The sequence below is a fragment of the Psychrobacillus sp. NPDC096426 genome (assembly GCF_044762745.1).
Lineage (GTDB): Bacteria > Bacillota > Bacilli > Bacillales_A > Planococcaceae > Psychrobacillus.
Genome location: NZ_JBIWEX010000006.1, coordinates 25,205 through 47,922, shown reverse-complemented (window position 1 = coordinate 47,922; position 22,718 = coordinate 25,205). Strand labels below are relative to the sequence as shown.

Annotated in this window: 21 protein-coding genes; all 21 read right to left on the bottom strand. The window is 37.5% G+C overall.

Going from position 1 to position 22,718, the window contains the following annotated elements; all coding sequences use genetic code 11:
- Positions 1–83: 83 nt before the first annotated feature.
- The 21 genes from ACIQYS_RS06705 to ssb all read right to left on the bottom strand — a co-directional run bounded on the left by ACIQYS_RS06705 (position 84) and on the right by ssb (position 22,708).
- Complete coding sequence (locus tag ACIQYS_RS06705) at positions 84–896, bottom strand: urease accessory protein UreD (RefSeq protein ID WP_402976964.1); 813 nt, start codon at positions 894–896, stop codon at positions 84–86.
- A gap of 14 nt (positions 897–910) precedes the next feature.
- A complete protein-coding gene (gene ureG, locus ACIQYS_RS06700; protein WP_402976534.1) occupies positions 911–1,564 on the bottom strand; it encodes an urease accessory protein UreG in 654 nt (217 codons plus the stop codon).
- A gap of 76 nt (positions 1,565–1,640) precedes the next feature.
- Positions 1,641–2,357, bottom strand: a complete 717-nt coding sequence (locus ACIQYS_RS06695; RefSeq protein WP_402976531.1) for an urease accessory protein UreF — start codon at positions 2,355–2,357, stop codon at positions 1,641–1,643.
- A 9-nt stretch (positions 2,358–2,366) separates the two neighbouring features.
- Positions 2,367–4,409 (bottom strand): urease subunit alpha, encoded by a 2,043-nt coding sequence (gene ureC, locus ACIQYS_RS06690; RefSeq protein ID WP_402976528.1) that lies wholly within the window; start codon positions 4,407–4,409, stop codon positions 2,367–2,369.
- 38 nt (positions 4,410–4,447) lie between these two features.
- The gene (locus ACIQYS_RS06685; protein ID WP_402976525.1) at positions 4,448–4,756 is read right to left on the bottom strand and encodes an urease subunit gamma; all 309 of its coding nucleotides are present in this window, start codon (positions 4,754–4,756) and stop codon (positions 4,448–4,450) included.
- Positions 4,757–5,170: 414 nt separating this feature from the next.
- Positions 5,171–5,650 (bottom strand): 23S rRNA (pseudouridine(1915)-N(3))-methyltransferase RlmH, encoded by a 480-nt coding sequence (gene rlmH, locus ACIQYS_RS06680; protein WP_402976522.1) that lies wholly within the window; start codon positions 5,648–5,650, stop codon positions 5,171–5,173.
- A gap of 87 nt (positions 5,651–5,737) precedes the next feature.
- Positions 5,738–5,905 carry a CxxH/CxxC protein gene (locus ACIQYS_RS06675; RefSeq protein WP_402976518.1) on the bottom strand — a complete coding sequence of 56 codons (168 nt, stop codon included), beginning with the start codon at positions 5,903–5,905 and terminating at the stop codon, positions 5,738–5,740.
- A 167-nt stretch (positions 5,906–6,072) separates the two neighbouring features.
- Complete coding sequence (locus tag ACIQYS_RS06670; RefSeq protein WP_402976511.1) at positions 6,073–7,305, bottom strand: S1C family serine protease; 1,233 nt, start codon at positions 7,303–7,305, stop codon at positions 6,073–6,075.
- 144 nt (positions 7,306–7,449) lie between these two features.
- Entirely contained in the window at positions 7,450–8,238 is a 789-nt protein-coding gene (locus ACIQYS_RS06665; RefSeq protein ID WP_402976508.1) for an MBL fold metallo-hydrolase, read from the bottom strand.
- A gap of 12 nt (positions 8,239–8,250) precedes the next feature.
- Positions 8,251–9,063: a two-component system regulatory protein YycI gene (locus ACIQYS_RS06660; RefSeq protein ID WP_402976505.1), complete on the bottom strand. Its 813-nt coding sequence runs from the start codon at positions 9,061–9,063 to the stop codon at positions 8,251–8,253.
- Complete coding sequence (locus ACIQYS_RS06655; RefSeq protein WP_402976498.1) at positions 9,041–10,366, bottom strand: YycH family regulatory protein; 1,326 nt, start codon at positions 10,364–10,366, stop codon at positions 9,041–9,043. Before ACIQYS_RS06655 ends, ACIQYS_RS06660 begins: the two co-directional genes overlap by 23 nt.
- A complete protein-coding gene (gene walK, locus ACIQYS_RS06650; protein ID WP_402976494.1) occupies positions 10,357–12,180 on the bottom strand; it encodes a cell wall metabolism sensor histidine kinase WalK in 1,824 nt (607 codons plus the stop codon). The genes ACIQYS_RS06655 and walK overlap by 10 nt, the downstream gene beginning before the upstream one ends.
- An 8-nt stretch (positions 12,181–12,188) precedes the next feature.
- A complete protein-coding gene (gene yycF / locus ACIQYS_RS06645; protein WP_402976491.1) occupies positions 12,189–12,893 on the bottom strand; it encodes a response regulator YycF in 705 nt (234 codons plus the stop codon).
- A 203-nt stretch (positions 12,894–13,096) separates the two neighbouring features.
- Positions 13,097–14,569 (bottom strand): peptidoglycan DD-metalloendopeptidase family protein, encoded by a 1,473-nt coding sequence (locus ACIQYS_RS06640; RefSeq protein WP_402976488.1) that lies wholly within the window; start codon positions 14,567–14,569, stop codon positions 13,097–13,099.
- Between the two features lie 369 nt (positions 14,570–14,938).
- On the bottom strand, positions 14,939–16,225 hold the full coding sequence (locus ACIQYS_RS06635) for an adenylosuccinate synthase (protein WP_402976485.1): 1,287 nt from the start codon (positions 16,223–16,225) through the stop codon (positions 14,939–14,941).
- Positions 16,226–16,363: 138 nt separating this feature from the next.
- A complete protein-coding gene (gene dnaB, locus ACIQYS_RS06630) occupies positions 16,364–17,719 on the bottom strand; it encodes a replicative DNA helicase (protein ID WP_402976482.1) in 1,356 nt (451 codons plus the stop codon).
- A 12-nt stretch (positions 17,720–17,731) separates the two neighbouring features.
- Positions 17,732–18,181, bottom strand: coding sequence for a 50S ribosomal protein L9 (gene rplI / locus ACIQYS_RS06625; RefSeq protein WP_402976479.1), 450 nt, complete (start codon positions 18,179–18,181; stop codon positions 17,732–17,734).
- Positions 18,178–20,154, bottom strand: a complete 1,977-nt coding sequence (locus ACIQYS_RS06620) for a DHH family phosphoesterase (RefSeq protein ID WP_402976476.1) — start codon at positions 20,152–20,154, stop codon at positions 18,178–18,180. Before ACIQYS_RS06620 ends, rplI begins: the two co-directional genes overlap by 4 nt.
- Positions 20,155–20,166: 12 nt before the next feature.
- The gene (locus ACIQYS_RS06615; RefSeq protein WP_402976473.1) at positions 20,167–21,108 is read right to left on the bottom strand and encodes a YybS family protein; all 942 of its coding nucleotides are present in this window, start codon (positions 21,106–21,108) and stop codon (positions 20,167–20,169) included.
- A gap of 809 nt (positions 21,109–21,917) precedes the next feature.
- Positions 21,918–22,154: a 30S ribosomal protein S18 gene (rpsR, locus tag ACIQYS_RS06610; RefSeq protein ID WP_142540806.1), complete on the bottom strand. Its 237-nt coding sequence runs from the start codon at positions 22,152–22,154 to the stop codon at positions 21,918–21,920.
- A 44-nt stretch (positions 22,155–22,198) separates the two neighbouring features.
- The gene (gene ssb, locus ACIQYS_RS06605; RefSeq protein WP_402825293.1) at positions 22,199–22,708 is read right to left on the bottom strand and encodes a single-stranded DNA-binding protein; all 510 of its coding nucleotides are present in this window, start codon (positions 22,706–22,708) and stop codon (positions 22,199–22,201) included.
- Between the last annotated feature and the right edge of the window lie 10 nt (positions 22,709–22,718).

Genomic DNA, 22,718 nt, shown 5'->3' with positions numbered 1-22,718 from the left:
CTCGTAACTAGATTTGAAACGCTTTAATGTCGAACCCGTTAGACCACCGATTATGGTAATATCCAATGAAAGCTGCAAAACTTTTATTTCAATACATCAAGTGGCTGCAAGTGAAAAAGTTCTAATCGAAAATAATTCCAACAGGCTTTAAGAGTCTTTTGCAAAGTTTGCACAGAATGACCTAGTAAACGAATTACTATTCCCTTATTTTCCAAAAAGCTTGCCCCACCATATACATCTGATAGCTCATCGTCTTTAAGAATCTCATTTTGTATATGTTGCAAGTGGTCAGTATTGATTTGCTCAGACAGTATCCATAATGTGCTCATATGGGTGAAATCGCCTAAAACCCCATTTTCTTTTAGATTCGATTCTGGCGTAAGGCGAATCGAATCCCATACTTGCAATTGCTCATCCCAGTACATTTCGAATCTTGATTGCAAACATTGATATTCAAAGATCTCATCTCTGCCTACCCTACCAGCTGTAATCATCTCCCCTACTATCGCTTGCGCTCCCTCCGTCATATAAATAGACATTTTCCCGGCATAATTCGACCCTTTAAAAGGAATCAACGGTTCTGGCATATATTCAAATTTGCTATTTTTGCCCAATTGGAAAATCTGATTCTGCCGGCATTCCTGTTGCGTTAAAGACGGATGTAACTCGGTTGCAGACACATCGGTTAAAAATAAATGCGCCCCTTCCATTAATCGGCAGGAAATTTCTTGTTCGTCTCCGTTAAACAGTCCAGGAGAGCTTGAGGCTAAATATACGATACTTTCACCGTCTTCTCCCGTAAAATTCACTACGTTTAAAGGGGGACGGCGAAAGGAATCGATTAGATAATTTTTTTCTCCTATCACGCTAATGGTTCCTTTCCATTCTCCAGTCATTCCCACGTTGCAGATTACCTCTCCCCAACATATTCTTGAACGATCCAATTTGCAATCTCTGACACGCCTATTCCTTCTTTCATATTTGTAAAAAAGGTCCGTTTTTCGTTTCGTTGTTTTTGACAATCGACCTCCATCAAATGCAAATCCACACCAACATAAGGAGCCAAATCAATTTTATTGATAATTAGGAGATCTGATTGCTTAATCCCAGGTCCCCCCTTTCTTGGAATATCGCCACCTTGGGCAACATCAATGATATAAAGAAAAACATCTGCCAATTCCCCACTAAATGCTGCAGCAAGATTGTCGCCACCACTTTCGATAAAAATCAAGTCAAGCTTATCGATTTTCTTTGTTAGTTCCTCTGCCGCTTCTAGATTCATAGAAATGTCTTCCCGAATGGCCGTATGAGGACACCCACCCGTTTCAACTGCGATGATATGATGCGCTGGAAGCACGCCACTCTTTATCAAAAACTCGCCATCTTCTTTCGTATAAATGTCATTGGTGATGACACCAACTTGATAGCTTTCTTTTAAAACAGACGCCAAACTTTGAACAAGAGCGGTCTTCCCCGAACCAACAGGTCCTCCAACCCCAATTCGCATTGGTCGATCCCCTTTGAACTCTTGATAATTCCAATTAAAATCATGGTGATGACCCATTATTTTCACTCCTCAATTTTTTTATGAAGTTTATAGTGTGCGATATCCTAACAATTTAGAGAAAGAGCGTTATGTCTCATGACATAAATAGCCTTGAGTATAGCGTTTCATGTCGCATCGCTTCAATTTCTTGAATAATAGAATATGTGAATAATTCGTCTTCATTCGGACATGACTGAATAATTTTCTCTGTTTCTTCTACTAAAAAAGGGTACAGTTTTTGCAAAATCATCTGTGCTGCAGTTTGACCAATTACAGTGAGCCGTATCGCACTTTGTAACAAATTATTAACATTTACATAGAGATGTGTGAACACCGATAATTCAGCCTGAACCTCTAAATAAGCAGTGATCCAGCCATGGACAATCGCAGCATTTCCAAAACAAAGCTGATCATCAATCCAGCGTGAATACTGTATAAGCCCTGATTGCGGATATAATGTATGAACATTCTTTAAATATCTTTTTCCTATCTTAATCCCGCCGTTTCGCGATTCCGATGACATTTTACTTACTGTTAATTTCCGATCTAGCCGTTGAATATATTTCTCGGTGTCTTCTGATTTTTCTTGCTTAAGGAAGTCTTTTATTTTCGCTTGATAGATAAGATACACAACAACTCCTTCTGTAGGTGCTAGACTTCCAGATATATAAGTCTTTAACCAGCTATAAAGTTCAATGGGCTTGTTAATTTTATTTTCTTGAAAAGTTGTTTCTAAACCAAACGAATGGGAAAATGCTCCGGTTGGAAAAGCCGAATCGACAAGTTGAAAAAGAAAATAAGTCTTTTCCATCACAACCCCCTAAAATAAGAAATAACGTTGCCCCATTGGAACACGGTCAACAGGGGGATTATGTATTGGCACTCCATCGAGGTATACAACAAATGTTTCTGGATCGATTTCGATGTTTGGCGTCTCATTGTTTAGGATCATATCTTTCTTGCCGATCGTACGAGTATTGCGGATAGGAGCAATTATCTTCTCAAGACCTAATTTCTGAGGAACATTCCAGTCAATTGCAGCTTGAGACATAAATGTAATCGAGATGTTTTTTGGCACTTTTCCAAAAGAGCCGAACATTTGTCGATACGTAATCGGTTGAACTTCTGCAATAGACCCATTTCCATTTCCAATAACACTAGATACAATAACCCCTCCTTTTACCACCATATCTGGTTTGACTCCAAAAAATTCTGGCTTCCATAGGACAAGATCAGCCAATTTCCCCAACTCAATGGAGCCTACGACATACGATATACCATGTGTAATTGCGGGGTTTATCGTATACTTTGCGACATACCGTTTGACCCGAAAATTGTCGTTATCACCTTGTTCTTCCTTTAAAGGACCAAACTTAGCTTTCATAACGGAAGCGGTTTGCCATGTTCTCGTAATCATCTCCCCCATATGTCCCATCGCCATAGAATCTGAGCCCATTATACTTAACACGCCTAAATCATGGAGAATTCCTTCTGCCCCCTGTGTTTCTGGACGTATTCTTGCTTCCGCCATCGCTATTTGGGTGGGATCATCCCTATTTAAATGATGAGCCACAAAGACCATGTCCAAATTGGAGGCAGCAGTATTAATGGTGAATGGACGAGTCGGTGTTGTCGAACCTGGCATCACATAGCTTTCTTTGGCAATTTCCATAATATCAGGTGCATGCCCCCCACCAGCCCCTTCCGTATGATACGTATGAATCGCCCTACCGTTGATCGCACTTATCGTACTTTCAACATGCCCGGATTCGTTTAATGAATCGGTATGGATCGACACTTGGACATCGTACTCATCAGCTACCTTAAGACAACTATCAATCACTGCAGGTGTTGCTCCCCAATCCTCATGAATTTTGAATCCAGCCGCCCCGTTTAGAATCTGCTCCTCCAACGGTTTAAGCGACCACGCATTACCCTTTCCCCATATCCCAACGTTGACTGGGAATGCTTCATACGCTTCTAGCATTCTTTGAATATTCCACTTACCTGGGGAAATATTGGTCGCCCTTGTTCCAGTCGCAGGACCTGTTCCGCCTCCAAGCAGTGTTGTAACTCCACTTTGCAAAGCAATTAGGACAATCTCAGGAGATACTTGGTGAACATGGGAGTCAACTCCTCCAGCTGTAACAATCATTCCTTCACCGGAAATGACTTCTGTTGATGTTCCAACAATCATATTCGGGCTAATTCCATCCATGTAATCGGGGTTTCCACCTTTACCAATTCCATGAATGCGCCCATTTCTTATGCCAATGTCCGCCTTAATAATGCCCCAGTAATCTACAATAAGGGCATTGGTAATGATAAGGTCAAGGGATTCTTTCCTTGTTGCTCGTGCAGACATCCCCATTCCACTACGTACCGTTTGCCCCATTCCAAACCTTAATTCCTCTCCATACACGGTATAATCCATTTCCACTTCTATCACAAGATTCGTATCAGCTAAACGAACTTTATCACCCACAGTCGGACCATATTTCTTGACATAATTTTCCTTTGAAATGCTTTTCTCACTTATTGTTGGGGAAGCTATGCTTTTAACAGGTCCATTTACATATCCTCTAAAACCATAAACTTCCTTACGCCCGCCAATTTCTACAAGCTCAACTTCTTTTATTTCTCCTGGTGGGAATTGCACATTTTCTCCAGAGGCAATATTCAAACGCATTCCTTTGGCAAGCTCTCTGTTAAATTCCAATCCTGGATCCGTCTCATAGAAATGATAATGCGAACCGACAAAGATTGGGCGATCCCCTCTATTAACCACTTTAATCAGCCGGGTTTCTCTTCCTGCATTAATAGGAATTGAGCCCTTTTTTAAAATATATTCACCTGGTTTCAATGCACGTTCTCCTTTCGATTATGGCTAATAGCCCTTTATCATGGTTGAATAGGGTTATAAATTACGACTAGTTGTGTTCCATCTGGAAAAGTCGCTTCTACATTGATCTGTTTGACCATGAATGCAACACCATCCATTACATCCTCTTCTCTTAAAATCTTTCTTCCGGCGTTTTCCATTTCCGGTACTGTTTTACCTCCCCTTCTTGCCATTTCCATTATTTCATATGTAATCAACGCCACTGCTTCGGGATAATTCAGTTTCAAACCTTCTTGTCTTCTTTTTTTTGCCAAATTCGCAGCAACTACAATCAGTAACCCATCCTTTTCACGTTCAGTTAGATACATCTTGATCCTCCCTTTATCACCTTTACTCATTAGAAATATAATTACTTGCTTAGTATCCGAACTCCGAATTCTGCATGAAGGTTAGGATTTTATAAAATCAGCCCATTTTCAAATGTATATGATAGCGTGTATATAAACATGTATGGAGTAAAATATTCATTAATCTAGGAATAATAACTCTTATTAAAGAAACCCTACAAGATCCCAGGATCTTGTAGGGTTAAAAGCTAAAAAAGTCTGACACTAGAACTATTATGTGGTGGACTACCAAATTTGTATTAACTTAATAAAAGTAGATCGACCACTTTGAGTATAGTAAATTATTAGTCAAATTTTTTTATTTTATATTTTTCTAAAAGTGTTTCTCTTTGTCGCGAATAATGCCTAAAATGCCTACGATCTAAAATACCTCATTTATTTATGGTACGGTTCACCCTTCATAATCCTAAAACTCCGATAAATCTGCTCCACCAACACCAACTTCATCAACTGATGCGGTAATGTCATTTTACTAAAAGACAGTTTTTCATCAGAACGTTTCATTACATCGTCATGCAAACCAAGTGATCCTCCAATAACAAATGCGATTTTGCTTCGGCCATATGTCATTAAAGATTCTATATCGCTAGCAAGTTGTTCAGATGACTTCATCTTTCCTTCAATCGCAAGTGCAATGACATAAGTATCCGCTCCGATTTTTGAAAGAATGCGGTCTCCTTCTTTCTTCTTCACGATTTCCATATCTGCATCACTTAAATTTTCCGGTGCTTTTTCATCAGGTACTTCCACTAACTCGATTTTTGCATAGCTACCTAATCGCTTTGTATATTCCTCTATCCCCAATTTTAAATATTTTTCTTTTAATTTCCCAACCGATACAATTTGTATATTCACAAGTTATCCACCTTTACTTTCCGTTTACAAACAAGTTATACACATAACTTATGCACATATCCACAACACTTATCTACATATTGTGTCTCATTTTTCCTTTTCTACAATATATACTGCTGCGACATCACAGTATGTACATTTTGTGGATAACTTTTCTTCCTCTTTTAATTTTTCTAGCATTGGGAAGGTTTTATGCTCCGCCACAAACATGTCTAAAGCTTGATTTATATGAGTTTCACAGCTAAATAATTTCAATTTTTAACTTCCTTTCGTTTTCCGAATAATTTAATTAGTTATGCACAAATCGTCCATTCTTATCCACAGTCTATTTTATCAAAAGAAAAACGAGTAGGAAAGAACAGCTTTTCTTTTCCTACTCGCTGTGTAAATCTTTTATTTACAAAGTGCAGTTATCCACATGTTTATAATGTATCCGTTTCTTTTAACATAATCGTTATTTCCACTAAGTTACCTTGGCGATATACTTTTAGTTTCATTTCATCGCCAATTTCTTTTTCATTATATAAATGTTTTCTTAAGTCAATCGTGTTTTCTATTTTTTGACCGTCCATTTCTACAATAACATCGTACGGTTTCATACCTCCTAAAGCTGCTGGTGTATTTTCTATTACTTGATCTACTACAACCCCAGTTGTTACTTCAGCCGGTAATTTTAACGTTTCCCGTTGATGGAAAGCAGGTACATTTGTTACATCAACCAATGTAATCCCCATAGACGGACGATTTACTTTTCCATTTGCCTCCAAGTCTTCGATAATTGGAATGGTAGAGTTAACTGGAATAGAGAGACCCATTCCTTCAACAGCAGCCTCAGAAATTTTCATAGAGTTAATTCCTACAAGTTGACCAGCAAGGTTTATTAAAGCTCCACCACTATTACCGGGGTTAATCGCCGCATCTGTTTGTAACACCTCTGCTTGCCAATCTTCAATACCATCTCCATTAATATCAACGGGGATAGCACGGTCCTTACCAGATACAACTCCGGTAGTAACGGAACCGTAAAAATCCAATCCAAGTGGGTTACCAATTGCAATAACAGTTTCCCCTTGCTTTAGCGCATCTGAATCTCCGAATTCGATAACGGTATCCACACCCTTATCGTCAATTTCTAAAACGGCCAAGTCTGTCCATATGTCGCTTCCGACTAATTTGGCATCCACTTTTGCTCCATCCGTTAGAGTTACCTCAACTGCTTTGGCATTTTCAATTACATGATGATTCGTAATGACGTATGCTTTTCCATTTTCCTTTTTATAAATAACGCCAGAACCTGTTCCAGCCTCCTGCTCTGATTGGGACTGGCTCCAGAAATTCGTAACCGATTGGATATTGGAAACACCAACAACTGCCCGTGAAGCCTTTTCTACTGCACTTGTTACATCTGTTGTTATATCTACGGAAAGCTGTTGTGTTTTTGTTATAGTATTCGCTGCGTTGTCTGTTGGTAAATTTGTTACGACTGAAGGGATTAAAAACCATACAAGTAAAGCACCTACTAATACACCCGCTAATGCACTGAAGAAATAGCCAGCTGCACCTCGTTTCTTTTCCATTTTTGGTGCTCTTTTTTCTACTATGTTCTCTTCTACTTTCGATTCTTCTTGTGGTCCATATGGATTATTTGGGTCCATCGTCTGCCTTCCTTTCTTTTTAAATAACTGTTTGTACTGTTAATTTACCCAATTAACATTAAAATAAGATGAAAATTCTTTTAAAGATAAATAAAAAAAGTCCCAAAGTTAAACTTTGGAACCTTTTATAATCAATTACGCCGGTTAAACGGTTACTAATTCGGTTGGAATATTTGCATCTGTATCGTGTAGATGTACATATTCTCCTGCAACAATTCCGCAAGATTTTAATGTTTGCGCAACACTCATACGTGCAAGATCTTTCATGTTATTATCTTTACTTAAGTGAGATAAATAAATATGGGTGTTCTTGGTATCAACTACTTCGCTCATTGCTACCGCTGCATCTTCGTTGGAAACATGTCCAACATCACTTAATATTCTTCTTTTAATAGACCAAGGATACCGCCCCATTTGAAGCATACTCACATCGTGGTTACTTTCAAAAACAAACGAATCTGCTCCTTTAATATGCCCTTTCATCCTGTCGCTAACGTACCCGGTGTCTGTAATTAGGACAAGTTTACGACCATTTTCATGAAAAATATAAAACATTGGATCCACTGCATCGTGCGATACAGCAAATGACTGGATATCCATCGTTCCAAATGTTTTAACTGTTTCCATATCAAATTGGAATCGTTGTTCAACTGGCACTTTACCGATAAGGGGATCCATCGCTAGCCATGTTTTTTCATTTGCATAAATAGGGATACCATGTTTTCTTGCAACGACACCTAGTCCCTTAATATGGTCACTATGCTCATGGGTAATAAAAATGCCGGATAACTTTTTCATATCTCGGTCTATCTCACAAAAAAGTTGCTCCATTTTCTTACCGCTTAAGCCTACATCTACTAAAAAAGAATGCTCCTCACTTTCGACATAAATAGCATTCCCACTGCTCCCACTTGCTAATACACTAAACTTCATTGTTAAAACTCCTTACTTTACTTCAGGTTGTTCCGTCTTTTTGGGGATTTCACTAACTCTTCCTTCTACTGCATTAACAAAATACTCTTCCATCGTCCCGTCTGAAAGTTCAACTGGTACATACCAAGTTGGTGCAAATACTTGAGTCTCCGTTAGTTGGGCTAACGTGGAATACCCTAGTTTAATATCTTTTACAGTCGAATCTGCTTTTAATAATGAGCTGGAATACAAAACTCTAATTACAAACGTGGGCGACACTAACTTTCTCGATTCATTGTAATCTTCTAGATTGTCCAATATCGATTGCTCATATCGAAGAAGTTCTTTTTCATCATTCCAATATACAATTACTTGTGCATTTTGATTGTGGTACACAAGCCGATCATTTACTTCTTGAAAAAATGTAGCAGATTGTTCCTCTTCATCTATTTTCCATAACCTGTATGAATCACCACGGATAACATTTTCTTTGACTAGCTTTTCCAACGAATTTTCGGTTGTTATTGGAAGTGGCTCTTTGAATGTGCCTATTAGTTCATATCCGTCTTTTACTTCTAGGGTCTGGTTTGTTAATTCATTTAACTCTTCTACCCTAAAGAGATGTACGTTCCCAGAAACATACGATGCCTCTTGAATAAATGATTCTATTTTTGGCACTTTAATATTATCTGAAAGAAGACTTTCCTCAATAGGAGTATCGTTTTGCTCTTCTATATTCAGCGCATCATTGTACCTATTCAAATAAAGAGAAAATAAAAACACATTTAAAATGGAAAACACAATTATAAATATGGTTTTAGTTTTATTCCAATCCAAATTTGCCACCTCCTAATAGTTCTGGAGTAATTCTAGTCCAAGAACCATTTGCTAAGTAATACCATGAAGGCTCTAGATTCAGTAATGGCTGATGACTGTCCTGAGACAAGCTGTATCCTATTGCAATATCATCTATGGATTGAACTTTTTTATCATAAAAGGAGTAAATCAAGTCATATATGTCTTGTCCAGATTGCAACTGAACTTCTCTTTCTTCAGGGGAAGAATCATCCAACGTATAATATGGTCGAATATACCGATATACACTATTCGTTCCCCAATATTGTGTTATCTCGGTTGCAGTATCTTTACTGTAAACGGGTACTCCATGAAAATAGAGCTGATAACTTACTTGTTTAGTAGAAGAATTCATACGACTATATCGATAATCGTCTGTCCATCCATTATGCTCATTGATGAAGTTCAAACTTTGTTGAATGAGCTCGTCCGGTTTCCCAACACTATCACTTTCTGAAGCTGGGTGTACATAACTTAATCTTTTATATAAAAAGTCGACGTTCATCAGTGCACTATCATCCGTATACTCCTGCCCACTTACGCCTAATGGATTACTGCGCACAAGGCTTGGATTAGTAAATAATGCATTTTTAAATTTCTCTGGCGCAATTTCTTCTACAAAATACGAATAGCTCGCCATTGTTCTAGGGGTTGCTGAAATATAAAGTGAAAGTCGATTTGCTCTCTCTATCTCATTATACACCGGTTGATCCATCGTTTGTCTTTTGGCGTGTTTGATGAAGTCTTCTCGATCAACCTTCCCTATGTTGGCCATATAGACATTATTAGTTACCGCATTAATAAAATATATATGCATTTTTTCACTAGTAGTTTCGCTCCATTCAACGATTAAACGATTGAACGAAGCGTTTGGTAAATTATAATCCGTAAAGGTTAAGATATTGCCATATGTTTTAATTGGCACTTCCGCTGGAAAAAAGAATGTAATCCGATTTGGTGTTTTCGTATAATCATTTATTTGCTGATCACTCGCTTGATTATTCAAAAGCTCTACCGTTTGAATTTCCCATTCTTTCATCACATCTAATATATTATCAATGATTTGCTTATCATCGGAACCCTTTAATAACTCTTCTTGACTAAGCAGTAATCGATATGGTTTCACCACGTCTTCCAGTTTCTTTTTTTCTGCAATCGCAATATCTACCACTGGGGTTTCGTTCGTATCGTATGAGGGAGAGTATGTCCATATCGTAAAAGTCAGTGTTAAACTAAGCAAGATAAGTAAGAGTAAAATAACTGATTTTACTTGTTCAATGTACTTCAATCCCACTCACCTTCCTCGTCCATTTCAACTTTTAATGTAAAGAATATGGTAGTACCATGTCCTTCTTCACTTTCTGCCCAAATCCTTCCACCGTGTGCCTCTATCATTTCCCGGGCAATAGCAAGTCCCAGACCAGTTCCACCCATCGACCTTGCTCTCGCACGATCTACGCGATAAAAGCGATCAAAAATTCGATTGACATTTTCAGGAGGTATCCCCATACCTTCGTCTGAAATCATCACAGTTAATATATTATCTTTCTCCGCAACCCCAAATCGGATATTGCCTCCATCAGGGGAGTATTTCATAGCATTCGAAATGATATTATCCATTACTTGTGTTAGTTTATCCGTGTCGATATCTACATAATAAGATGTATCTGACAGCATCCGATGAAAAGTAACATTTTGAGATTTAGAAAGTTCGAATCGGTCTATTATTCGATTAAAAAATTGATTGAAATTCATAATTTCTCGGTTCAAGTCATAGTCCCTACTGTCCATTTTAGATAACTGTAGCAAATCATTTACTAGGCGAATCATTCGTTGTGTTTCGGTTTGTGTCACTTGTAAAAATGTCGGTGCAATTTCATCATCTTTCCATGCCCCTTCAGTAAGTGCTTCTAAATAACTGCTCATCGTCGTTAGTGGAGTTCGTAATTCATGCGAAACATTTGCAACAAATTCTCTTCGTTCCATGTCTATCTTTTCTTGTTCCGTATTATCGTGTAACACGGCGATTAATCCATTCACAAAACCTGTCTCTTTTTGAATAACGGAAAAGTTTGTACGTAATATAAACGGGCGCTCCTGTGTACTTAAATCTAAATTCATCGATTCCTTTAAATGGATTAAATCTTCAAATGAATGAGCAGAATCAATTCCAAGAACCGATATAATAGGACGATTTAAAACCATTTCTCTCGGAATGCGTAATAGCCTGATGGCTGGGTCATTAATAAGGATAACTCTTCCTTTGCGATCCGTTGCAATAACGCCATCCGTCATATTGGCAAGTACCGATGCAAGTTTTCTACGCTCTGCTTCTGTTGTCGATTGCGCTTCTTGTAAACGGTTCGTTAAATGGTTAAATGCAATAGCTAGTTGTCCGATTTCATCGTTGCCATATACCCGAACTTTTCGTGAATAATTCCCTTTCGCCATTGCTTGCGCTTGCTTTCTCATATCGGATATTGGTCTAGTAATCGTTTGTGCGATTAATATTCCAAGAACAATAGTTATCGCAAGTGCAACGGCTGTTCCCCCAGCAAGAATTTGGTTTATCTCATTCATCTGTCCAAATACATTTTCAATATTCGATTCGATATATAAAGAACCAATTACTTCTCCTTGATAGATGATCGGTGTTGCTAAAATCCAAATTCGTTTACGCGTTTCTTTATCCAGCGAAATATTGTTTTGTTCAGTTTCAGCTGTTATGGATAGCTTCACTAATTCATCCATGGATCTTTGTCCAACGATTGATTGGTTGCTTAGATCCGAAGTTGCTAAAATTTGATATCTTGCATCTATGACACGTACTTCTTTAATATCGTCTGAATTTATACCTGACAGAATCGAGCGTAGGCTTTGTTCTTTAGTTAAATCTTCTTCATTTCTAGTTTTAATTATTTCTTCCCTTGCACTAAATTCCAATATGCCTACACGATCCGTTATGGATGTTTGAAAATTATCTTTTAATGTTTGTTCCAACTCTCGAACAAAATATAAACCAATAATTTGCATCGCAATAATTATTAGTAATATATAGATAAAGACAATTTTCATATGAATTGATTTAAAATAACCAACCTTTTGCATTTGTTTGTTTACTCCTGTTCAGGATTTCGTAAATAATAACCAACGCCTCTTCTAGTTACAATCCAAGTAGGATGACTAGGATTATCTTCAATCTTCTCTCGCAGACGACGAATCGTTACGTCTACAGTTCGAACATCTCCAAAATAATCATAACCCCATACTGTTTGTAATAAATGCTCTCGGGTCATCACTTGTCCAATATGTTTCGCTAAATAATGTAATAGTTCAAATTCACGATGGGTCAGTTCGATTGTTACATCCCTTTTTAATGCTAAATAAGCATCTGGTTGTATCGTGAGTGGTCCTATTACGATATCATTCGTTGTAACTTCAGAATCGCCATGTATCGTTTGATGTCTTCGCATATTTGCTTTCACTCTTGCTATTAACTCTCTTGTACTAAATGGCTTGGTTACATAGTCATCTGCTCCTAGCTCCAAGCCGAGCACTTTATCGATCTCTGAATCTTTTGCAGTTAACATGATGATGGGAAAATCATATTTTTTTCTTACTTCTCGACAAACTTCCATACCATCTCTATTTGGAAGCATTATATCTAATAACATGAGATCTGGTTGTATCTCTTCAATTCTTTTTAATGCATCATCGCCATCATAGGCACAAAATACTTGGTAACCCTCTTTTTTTAGATTAAATTGCAGTATATCTGCAATTGGTTTCTCGTCGTCTACTACTAATATTTTTTTACTCATATATGGATCCCCTTTCGTACTTTTCTCTATATGTTTGTAGAAATAAATTTTTTCTTAATGTATTTACTCTATCATTCTTTTCAACTCTTCGCATCCTTGAAGGAAGTAGTTGGTAATGAGAGATGTTATAGTCGATGTTTGTCGAATTATTTCCTAGGAAATTAAAAAAAGAGACAGCCAAACAAGTGACCGTCTCTACCTTTTTAGTTTAACACAGATAATGGATTGATCGTTACACCATTTTTCTCCACTTCAAAATGCAAGTGTGTACCGGTTGAACGACCCGTACTTCCCATTACACCTAACTTAGAACCTTGTGGCACAACATCTCCTACACTGACACTTATAGAAGAAAGGTGAGCATACGTCGTTTTATAACCATTTTGGTGATTTACAATTACTCGGTTACCATATGTTCCGTCCTGTCCTGCTGCTTCCACAACCCCATTGTCTGAAGCCTTTATCGTATAACCATTAGGACGTGCAATATCTATCCCTTCATGCTGACGACCCCAACGATAACCCATTTTACTTGAAATATATCCACCTTCCGCTGGCCAAGCAAATTGACCAGAACCACGAGAAGGTATCACCTTTGTTCCTTTTAAAACGATATGATCCTTAGGTGCTTCAAGAATTGTCTCTTCGATTACGGATTGACCTACTTCTATGCCATTTTCTTTACGGACTAAATAAGTAGCTATCTTCTTCCCATCCGAACCTTCTTGTTTTACTTTTGTATCACCTTTATACATTTCATCTGTTTCTTCTACTTTTTTCGTATGTTTGATGACTTCCTCGGCTCTTTTTTCATATAGAACTTCTACGTTAATAAGTGGTTTTAAGACTGTTACATTTAACTCTTGACCTATTTGCAATACTGTAGATTCTGAAACACCTGGATTTAATGCCATAAGCTCAGAAGTTGATAAATTATGCTTACTAGCTATTGTTCCTAATACGTCACCTTCAGCTACTTTATATGTTTCTTGTTCTAGTGTTCCTTCTAATAACAGTTTAACTGCATCGTCTGATGAAACAACTTGTTCTGGACTAACATCAACCGTAACACCTGATACTTTTTCTTTTAAAATTAAATCCATAATACGAGTTTCATTTTCTTTTAATTTGGGTAAAGTTTCAGTAGAATCTTTTCGCGCTTCTACTGCTTGTAGCTCTTCTTCCGAAACAAAATGTAACTTTAACTTATGTACTGCATCTCGGTAAGCATCTAAGTCTTTGACGTAGACCGCCATCTCGTCATTAACAGATAATGCAAATGCTTTTGCTTTTACTTCTATTAGCTCATTTAGTTTTTGAAGTGTTGCCTCATCATCTGTGGAAGCTGTAAAAACTTGTTCTGGTACAATCGATAAGTTAGAGCCAGCTTTTAAAGAGAAATCCTTGTACTGGGAACGCGAATCTAGAACTTTCTGATCCATCATTGTTTCCATTTCTGTTTGATCAGATAATGCTCCTACGTATTGTCCATTGGAATATATATGATAAATTTCTTTCAACGTATGACTGTCATCTTCATTTGCAAATGCGATATTAAAGGATAAACTAGAAATGAGCAAAATTGATACGGTTGCTTTCTTCACTATACTTGATTTTCTGTTTGTCAGAACAGTTTGTTGAATTTGCTGTTCCTTATTCTTTCTTTTCAAAAACATGGTAAAGCCCCTTCCAAACTAATTACAATCTACTCTATTTTTCACACTACTTTAATTTAACATATTTAAAATAGAGAAGTGAACTAATTCAAGTAGTTGTAAAGAAACTGTAGTATTAGTTCCAATATATTCTATTAGCTTGAAAAAAATAGCAGAAAGATAATCTATTTTTCTAGTTAATCGATTCGCTTATGTTATTTTCTGCTAAAATAACTATGTTTTATACATGAATTTACTTAATTCTTTGTTATATTTGTCATATTAGAAGATTTAAAACGCTATTTTTTCACTATGTTTGAAGAAAACGACAAAAAGCCGTCAAAAAGTGTTTACTTCTCGACGGCTTTTATTAATCATTAACTTGTTTCATTATCTCCAAACGCTCGAAATAATGTTTGTTTGTGTACGATCCGGACCAACTGAAAAGATCGATATTTGCACGCCGGTTAGTTGTGCGATTCGCTCTAGATAACGACGAGCATTCGCTGGTAGTTCATCAAGCGTTTTACATTTTGTAATATCTTCATTCCAGCCTGGTAGCTCTTCATATACCGGTTCGCATTTCGCAAGCATACGAAGATTTGCTGGATATTCCGTGATTAATTCATCCTTGTATTTATAAGCCGTACATATTTTCAGAGTATCTAAACCAGTTAAAACGTCAATTGAGTTAACCGTTAAATCTGTTAAGCCGCTTACTCGGGCAGCATGTCTAATTACTACAGTATCAAACCAACCAATTCTGCGTGGTCTACCAGTCGTTGTCCCATACTCTTTCCCAACTTCACGAATTTGACTACCAACTTCATCAAATAGCTCCGTCGGAAATGGTCCATCGCCTACACGAGAAGTATAAGCTTTACATACTCCTACTACGTGAGATATTTTAGTTGGTCCTACTCCAGCGCCAATCGTTACCCCACCAGCCACAGGATTAGAAGAAGTAACAAATGGATATGTTCCTTGGTCAATATCTAACATGACCCCTTGAGCACCTTCAAAAAGTACACGACGACCTTCGTCTAATGCGTCGTTTAATACTTTTGAAGTATCTGTTACGTATTTCTCTATTTCTTGCCCATAGCTATAAAATTCTTCTAAAATCTCTTCAACGGTAAAGCCTTCTGTTTCATAAAACTTCTCGAACATTCTATTTTTTTCAGCTAAGTTCTGGTCTAATTTTTCTTTAAACACTCCATAATCGAGAAGATCTGCAATACGTATACCGACACGAGCCGCTTTGTCCATATAGGCTGGTCCAATACCTTTACCTGTTGTTCCGATCTTATTTGCACCCTTACGAGCTTCTTCTTCTTCATCTTGTTTAATATGATACGGAAGGATAACATGTGCCCGGTTGGAAATACGTAAATTATCCGTGTTTACCCCTCGATCATGTAGTCCATTTATTTCTTTCACTAGTGCCCGTGGATCTACTACCATGCCGTTTCCAATAACAGAGATTTTGTCCTGATAAAAAATACCGGAAGGAATAAGATGAAGCTTGTACGTTTTACCTCCAAAAATAATGGTATGGCCTGCGTTATTTCCACCTTGGTACCGTGCGATTACTTCCGAGTTTTCAGAGAGAAAATCTGTAATTTTTCCCTTTCCTTCGTCTCCCCACTGTGTTCCAACAACTACTACTGATGGCATTGCCGACACCTCCGTCAGACATAATATGTCCTGAATAAAATCAGTGTAATTGTACCAATACTCTAAATCATCGTCAACTAATTCAAACGAAAAACACGAACATTCAGTGGTATTCACCACACTATGTTCGTGTTATAGTTATGCTGGTGGAGCTTGATGTTGGCTCCAATCAATATTAACGAATTTGTTAAATTCCTTCACAAAAGCAAGCGTTACTGTTCCGGTTGGACCGTTACGTTGTTTTGCAATAATAATTTCGATCATATTTTGATTTTCCGTTTCTTTATCGTAATAATCTTCACGGTATAAGAAAGATACAATATCCGCATCTTGCTCAATCGAACCAGATTCACGTAAATCGGACATCATTGGTCGTTTATCTTGTCGTTGTTCCACTCCACGAGATAGCTGTGAAAGTGCAATGACTGGTACTTTTAGTTCACGAGCTAAACCTTTTAGAGAACGGGAAATTTCTGAAACCTCTTGTTGGCGGTTTGCTTGGCTTCCACCGCTTCCCTGAATAAGTTGTAAATAATCAATTAAAATCATTCCAAGTCCAGATTCTTGTTTTAATCGACGGCATTTAGCTCGGATTTCATTTACTCGAATACCAGGCGTATCATCGATATAAATACCGGCGTTTGATAAGCTTCCCATAGCCATCGTAAGCTTACGCCAGTCTTCCGTTGTAAGTGAACCAGTACGAAGAACTTGCGCATCTATATTTCCCTCTGCACAGAGTATACGCATTACTAATTGTTCTGCTCCCATCTCCAAACTAAAGATGGCAACATTTTCATCCGTCTTAGTTGCTACATTTTGTGCTACATTGAGTGCAAATGCTGTTTTCCCTACCGAAGGACGTGCAGCTACAATGATCAAGTCATTTCTTTGGAAACCAGCAGTTATACGATCTAAATCGCGAAATCCTGTAGGTATTCCCGTAACCTCACCTTTTTGTGAATGAAGCTTTTCGATGTTATCATATGTTTCTACTAACACATCTTTAATATGTTTAAAGTCACCAGCATTTTTTCGGTTAGCGACTTCCATCATTTTTCTTTCAGCTTCTGATAATAAGGCTTCTACTTCGTCTTCTCTCGTAAATCCGTCTTCTACTATCGTAGTAGCCACACGAATAAGTCGACGCAAAATAGACTTTTCTTCTACTATCTTTGCATAGTGACCAATATTGGCTGCAGTAGGAACACTATTGGCAATCTCACTAATGTATGAAATACCTCCGACATCTTCCAACTCTTTTTTAGCTGAAAGCTCTTCGGTTATAGTTACAACGTCTATAGCCTTCCCCTGATCACTTAACCGTAGCATGGTTTGGAATATCTTTTGATGTGCTACACGGTAAAAGTCTTCCGGCATGACGATTTCTGCAGCTGTTATTAATGCTTGTGGTTCTAAAAATATTGCTCCGAGGACAGACTGTTCAGCTTCTTGGTTATGTGGCGGTACACGGTCCAACAATGGATCGCTCATTCATCTCTCTCCTTACGCTTCTTCTGTGACATGTACTTTTAATGTTGCTACTACTTCATGATGTAATTTAACTGGAACATTTGTATATCCTAATGCACGAATAGCATCGTCCAGCTCCATTTTGCGCTTATCTAGTTTAATACTATGTGATTTCTCTAATTGTGCTGCAATTTGTTTGGTTGTTACTGAACCAAATAAACGACCATCGCTACCTGATTTTGCCTTCAGTTCAACTGTAAGTTGCTCTAACACTTCTTTTAATTTTTTTGCTTCCGCTAACTCTTCAGCAGCTTCTTTTTCTGATTTTTTCTTTTGACCTTCTAGTGCGCTAATGGCAGCAGTATTTGCTTCCACTGCAAGTTTATTTTTCAATAAAAAGTTATGTGCATAACCATCTGCTACGTTTTTTATTTCCCCTTTTTTTCCTTTACCTTTTACATCTTTTAAAAATACGACTTTCATTCTGTATTTCCTCCTTTGATTGTTTCTGTAATTGCATTTTTTAATAACGTCATTGCTTCTTCTACTGTTATATCTTCTAATTGGCATGCAGCATTCGTTAAATGACCACCGCCGTTCAGTCGTTCCATTATTAACTGTACGTTTACATCTCCGAGCGATCTTGCGCTTATGCCTACTTGAGAATCACTTTTACGCCCAATAACAAACGAAGCTGTAATATTATTCATCGTTAATAAAATATCGGCAGTTTGGGCTAGTAACACCTGACTATAAGCGATATCATCTGCACCATGGGCAATGGCAATGCCTTCTCCAAAAAATTCTACTGTTTGTACGATTTTCGACCGCTCAATATACGTATCAATGTCTTCTTTTAGTAAACGTTGTACAAGTACCGTATCTGCTCCATTAGTCCGAAGATAGGAAGCTGCTTCAAATGTTCTAGCCCCCGTACGAAGTGTAAAACTTTTCGTATCTACTATTATTCCTGCAAGCATTGACGTAGCTTCTAAGCTAGTTATCTTTTGGTGTTTCGGCTGATATTCGATTAATTCTGTAACGAGCTCAGAGGTAGATGATGCGTACGGTTCCATATAAACAAGCATCGTATTGGATATAAATTCTTCTCCTCTACGGTGATGATCAATTACGACTATTTTTTCTGCTCTTTGAAGTAATTTCTCATCAATAACTAGGCTTGGTTTATGTGTATCTACTACAACTAGTAATGTTTTATCGGTCATTTTATTCATCGCTTCTTCTGGACTGATAAAACGATCATAGAGCTCTGGTTTTTCTTTTATTTCATCCATTAATCGAGTAACGCTATTGTCTAGTTCATTAAAGTCAATCACGACGTAGCCATCTACTTTATTCATCTCGGCCATTTTTCTCACTCCTACAGCGGAACCAATGGCATCCATATCAGGCATGCGATGTCCCATCACAAACACTTGATCACTATCTTGGATTAAATCTCGAAGGGCGTGTGATATAACTCTAGCTCTAACACGCGTTCTTTTTTCTACTGGATTTGTTTTCCCACCGTAAAACTTCACTTTTCCACTTGGGTGTTTGATCGCTACTTGATCCCCACCGCGTCCTAGTACTAAGTCCAGGCTTGACTGTGCTAATTCACCAAGTTCAACAAGTGAAATAGACCCAGCACCAACGCCAACACTCAACGTTAATGAAAATCCGAACTTAGCAGTAGTCTCTCTAATGTCATCCAAAATCGAAAATTTATTTTTCTCTAGTTCTACTAAAATGGATTCGTTAAAAACCGCTAAAAAACGATCCGAAGAAATGCGTTTCACATAAATTCCGTATTTTGCACCCCAATCATTCACACATGAGGTAACAATACTATTTAACTGTCCTCGGGTTTGATCATCCATCCCTTGGGCAATTTCATCATAGTTATCAATATACAGAACTCCAATAACTGTACGATCCCCATAATATAGAGATTCCATTTCTACTTGTTCTGTAATGTCGAAGAAGTACAATAACTTTTCTTCTGCTTTATACAACACTTTGTAGTTATTGTCATCAAAAGATATGACCATTTCTTTTATATCCTCTTGTTTCAAAAGCTGCTTAAAATCTTTTGATATAGAAAATAACTCTTCTCCTATGATTGTATCGAATGGCAATTTTTCCATCATATATGGATTAGCCCACTCAATGACAAATTGATCATTTATCAATAAAATACCAATTGGCATTTCTAAAAGTGCCTCTTCCCCTACTTTCTTCATCCGATAAGAGAGGGTTTCTATATGTCTTTCTGTCTCTTCATATACACGCTGTTCTAGTATCCATGCATAAATGGATACGCCAATTACTAATAAAGCAAATAACAACCCAACTAACAAATTGTTAGTCAACAGTAAATAAGCTGCCACCCCACCGAGTAACATGAACAAGACGAGTGGATATCGAATTGGGCGTTTCCTAAAAAAAGATGCCACTTGATCAGCTCCTTATTTTTTGTACCTGTCTTTTAAATACGCTCGCAAATTAAACCCTAAATCTAACACACCTAATATAATCGTGAACGTATAAAGTGGTACGGCAAGAATGCTTGCTAGAATCATCGACCATTTTGGCCATCCTTGCACATAAAAATAGTAGTGAATGAGCGAAACACCTTGTAAAAACAAAAGAACTTTTAATATAAGTGCCGCATTCACAAATAGTAAATAACCAAAAGTTCCAATTTCAAATGTCACGAACAGGGTGAAAATGGATACGATTAAATAATACCATAACACTGCTTTTGGTAGTCTAAAATCCATGAACTTTGAAAATTTTGGAACGTCTAGTTTTAACTTGTTCAATATAGAGAAATTAATAATCACGTAAAGAAAGGCATATATATATACGGTTCCAATATATAAAGAAGGTATGATCATTTTAAATAGCAATAAAAGTTGATCCACCATTTCATCGTAATTAGCTGGCAACTGTCCAGCTAGTTCCATGATATTTCCTACTTGTTTATAGGATATTTCAAGGGCCTCTAAAAATTGCGTCAAAATATTAATATTTAATACTAAAATTGAAACAATATATTGCATTGCGGTAATGATTAATAAATATATACCTGAAGCCATTAGTACATAAAACTTAGATTGATTTGTTCTAATGGAGTTTCCTATAATAAAACCTAATGGAGCTAAAGTTACTCCAAATATTAGTCCAGCAATCCCACCTATCAATCCAGATAATATAACAGCGATAAGCGTAACTAAAAGTGCATGCTTCCGTTCAAACTTTACACTGTACCAAGCAATTGGTAATGGTACTATAAATGAAATTAAAATACTTACAAATGGAACATATACAACTATTGCTAAAGTAATTACAAATAGTGCAATCATCATAGACCCATATGTTAAATAGTTTGACTGATATTTTTGCATGAAGTACCTTCCTTTATCCTAGTCATCTATTCATTGTAACAGATTTATTACCTCAACTAAAACTCCATACTCTGCCAACTTTCCTTTTTCAAGTCATAGTAATAAAAAAACTACCCTTATAAAGGATAGTTCGCGCAATATAGGAATAATGCTTCATAATGAATTTACCGCTAAGATTTCCGCTGCAGGCGGGTACTTTCCGCGGGCATGGCTTCAGCCTCCTCGTCGCTAATCGCTCCAATCCATTTGAGCTTCTTAACTAAGCAGTGTCGTTACCCTAAATCCAATCTTATATAGAATTTCCTAAAAATACGGTCTAATAACTGGATATGAGCAACAAACCAGTCACTAAAGCAACTAGTTCTATTCGGAAAGCAACTAAGTTAGCACGAGAGCAACCATTTTTCAACATAACAAGTTTACTTGAAGTGAGACGCAGATGAATGACTGTTTAATTCCCCTAAAAATGGTTTAATACATCAAACTTTTCCTATTAAATGCTTTACTTAATTAGGACGGCATTTTCTCATTAGATTTATAATTATTGCACAGTCGACCTGATAAATCTAAAGCTTTGATAAGTGTATATGCTAAATTAGTAAGCAAGTTCTATTGATTGCAGCAGAAGGCGGCGACTCTAGCCGGATGAGTGAGATAGATGAGCCATCAAAACGAACGCGAAGCGGCGGGATGGCTCATCTATCACCCGGCGGAAAGCGTCCGCCTGTAGCGAAAATCAGCGCGGTGACTAATTATCAATTCCTTTGCAACAAAAAAAGACCGGTTTCCCGGTCCTTTGATTTATAAACTTATCTCTCTTCAGAAGAGAATGGAAGTAAAGCCATGATACGAGATACTTTAATAGCTCGTGTTAACTTACGTTGGTACTTCGCGCTAGTTCCTGTCACACGACGTGGAAGAATTTTCCCACGTTCTGACACGAATTTTTTCAACAAATCTACATCTTTGTAATCGATGTGTGTAATGTTGTTAGCTGTGAAGTAACAAACTTTACGGCGTCTTTTGCCTCCGCGACGTGGTGCCATAATAGATTGCCTCCTTTTCGATTAAAGTAACATGCGTGAAGTCCTTAGAATGGTAGATCGTCATCCGATACTTCGATTGGTCCACTACTATTTGCAAAAGGATCTTCATCTACACGTGTATAATTTTGCTGATTCATTGGTTGGTTTTGCTGATATGTTGGATATGGATTTTGCTGTTGTTGCTGTTGTCCGCCACCATATGGTTGTCCCGATTGGCCACGGTCTCCAGAACTACTACGTGGTTCTAAAAATTGAACACTGTCTGCGACAACGTCCGTTGTATAAACACGTTTTCCATCTTGTCCTTCATAACTGCCTGTTTGTATGCGTCCTTCAACACCTGCTAAACTACCTTTTTTCAAGAAGTTAGCTGTGTTTTCCGCTTGCTTTCTCCAAACGACACAGTTGATAAAATCAGCTTCTCTTTCACCTTGTTGGTTGGAAAATGTTCGATTGACAGCTAGTGTAAATCTTGCCATTGCAACACCACTTGGCGTATAGCGAAGTTCCGGATCTTTTGTTAGTCTTCCAACTAAAACGACACGGTTAATCATCAGTGTACAA

Bases quoted from the DNA above. Each gene is read 5' to 3' on its own strand.
- ACIQYS_RS06615 (WP_402976473.1), bottom strand. From the start codon at position 21,108: ATGCAAAAATATCAGTCAAACTATTTAACATATGGGTCTATGATGATT.
- ACIQYS_RS06685 (WP_402976525.1), bottom strand. From the start codon at position 4,756: ATGTATCTAACTGAACGTGAAAAGGATGGGTTACTGATTGTAGTTGCT.
- rpsR (WP_142540806.1), bottom strand. From the start codon at position 22,154: ATGGCACCACGTCGCGGAGGCAAAAGACGCCGTAAAGTTTGTTACTTC.
- ACIQYS_RS06640 (WP_402976488.1), bottom strand. From the start codon at position 14,569: ATGTTTTTGAAAAGAAAGAATAAGGAACAGCAAATTCAACAAACTGTT.
- ACIQYS_RS06665 (WP_402976508.1), bottom strand. From the start codon at position 8,238: ATGAAGTTTAGTGTATTAGCAAGTGGGAGCAGTGGGAATGCTATTTAT.
- walK (WP_402976494.1), bottom strand. From the start codon at position 12,180: ATGCAAAAGGTTGGTTATTTTAAATCAATTCATATGAAAATTGTCTTT.
- ACIQYS_RS06635 (WP_402976485.1), bottom strand. From the start codon at position 16,225: ATGCCATCAGTAGTAGTTGTTGGAACACAGTGGGGAGACGAAGGAAAG.
- ssb (WP_402825293.1), bottom strand. From the start codon at position 22,708: ATGATTAACCGTGTCGTTTTAGTTGGAAGACTAACAAAAGATCCGGAA.
- ACIQYS_RS06705 (WP_402976964.1), bottom strand. From the start codon at position 896: ATGACTGGAGAATGGAAAGGAACCATTAGCGTGATAGGAGAAAAAAAT.
- rplI (WP_402976479.1), bottom strand. From the start codon at position 18,181: ATGAAAGTCGTATTTTTAAAAGATGTAAAAGGTAAAGGAAAAAAAGGG.
- ureG (WP_402976534.1), bottom strand. From the start codon at position 1,564: ATGGGTCATCACCATGATTTTAATTGGAATTATCAAGAGTTCAAAGGG.
- ACIQYS_RS06695 (WP_402976531.1), bottom strand. From the start codon at position 2,357: ATGGAAAAGACTTATTTTCTTTTTCAACTTGTCGATTCGGCTTTTCCA.
- yycF (WP_402976491.1), bottom strand. From the start codon at position 12,893: ATGAGTAAAAAAATATTAGTAGTAGACGACGAGAAACCAATTGCAGAT.
- ACIQYS_RS06670 (WP_402976511.1), bottom strand. From the start codon at position 7,305: ATGGACCCAAATAATCCATATGGACCACAAGAAGAATCGAAAGTAGAA.
- dnaB (WP_402976482.1), bottom strand. From the start codon at position 17,719: ATGAGCGATCCATTGTTGGACCGTGTACCGCCACATAACCAAGAAGCT.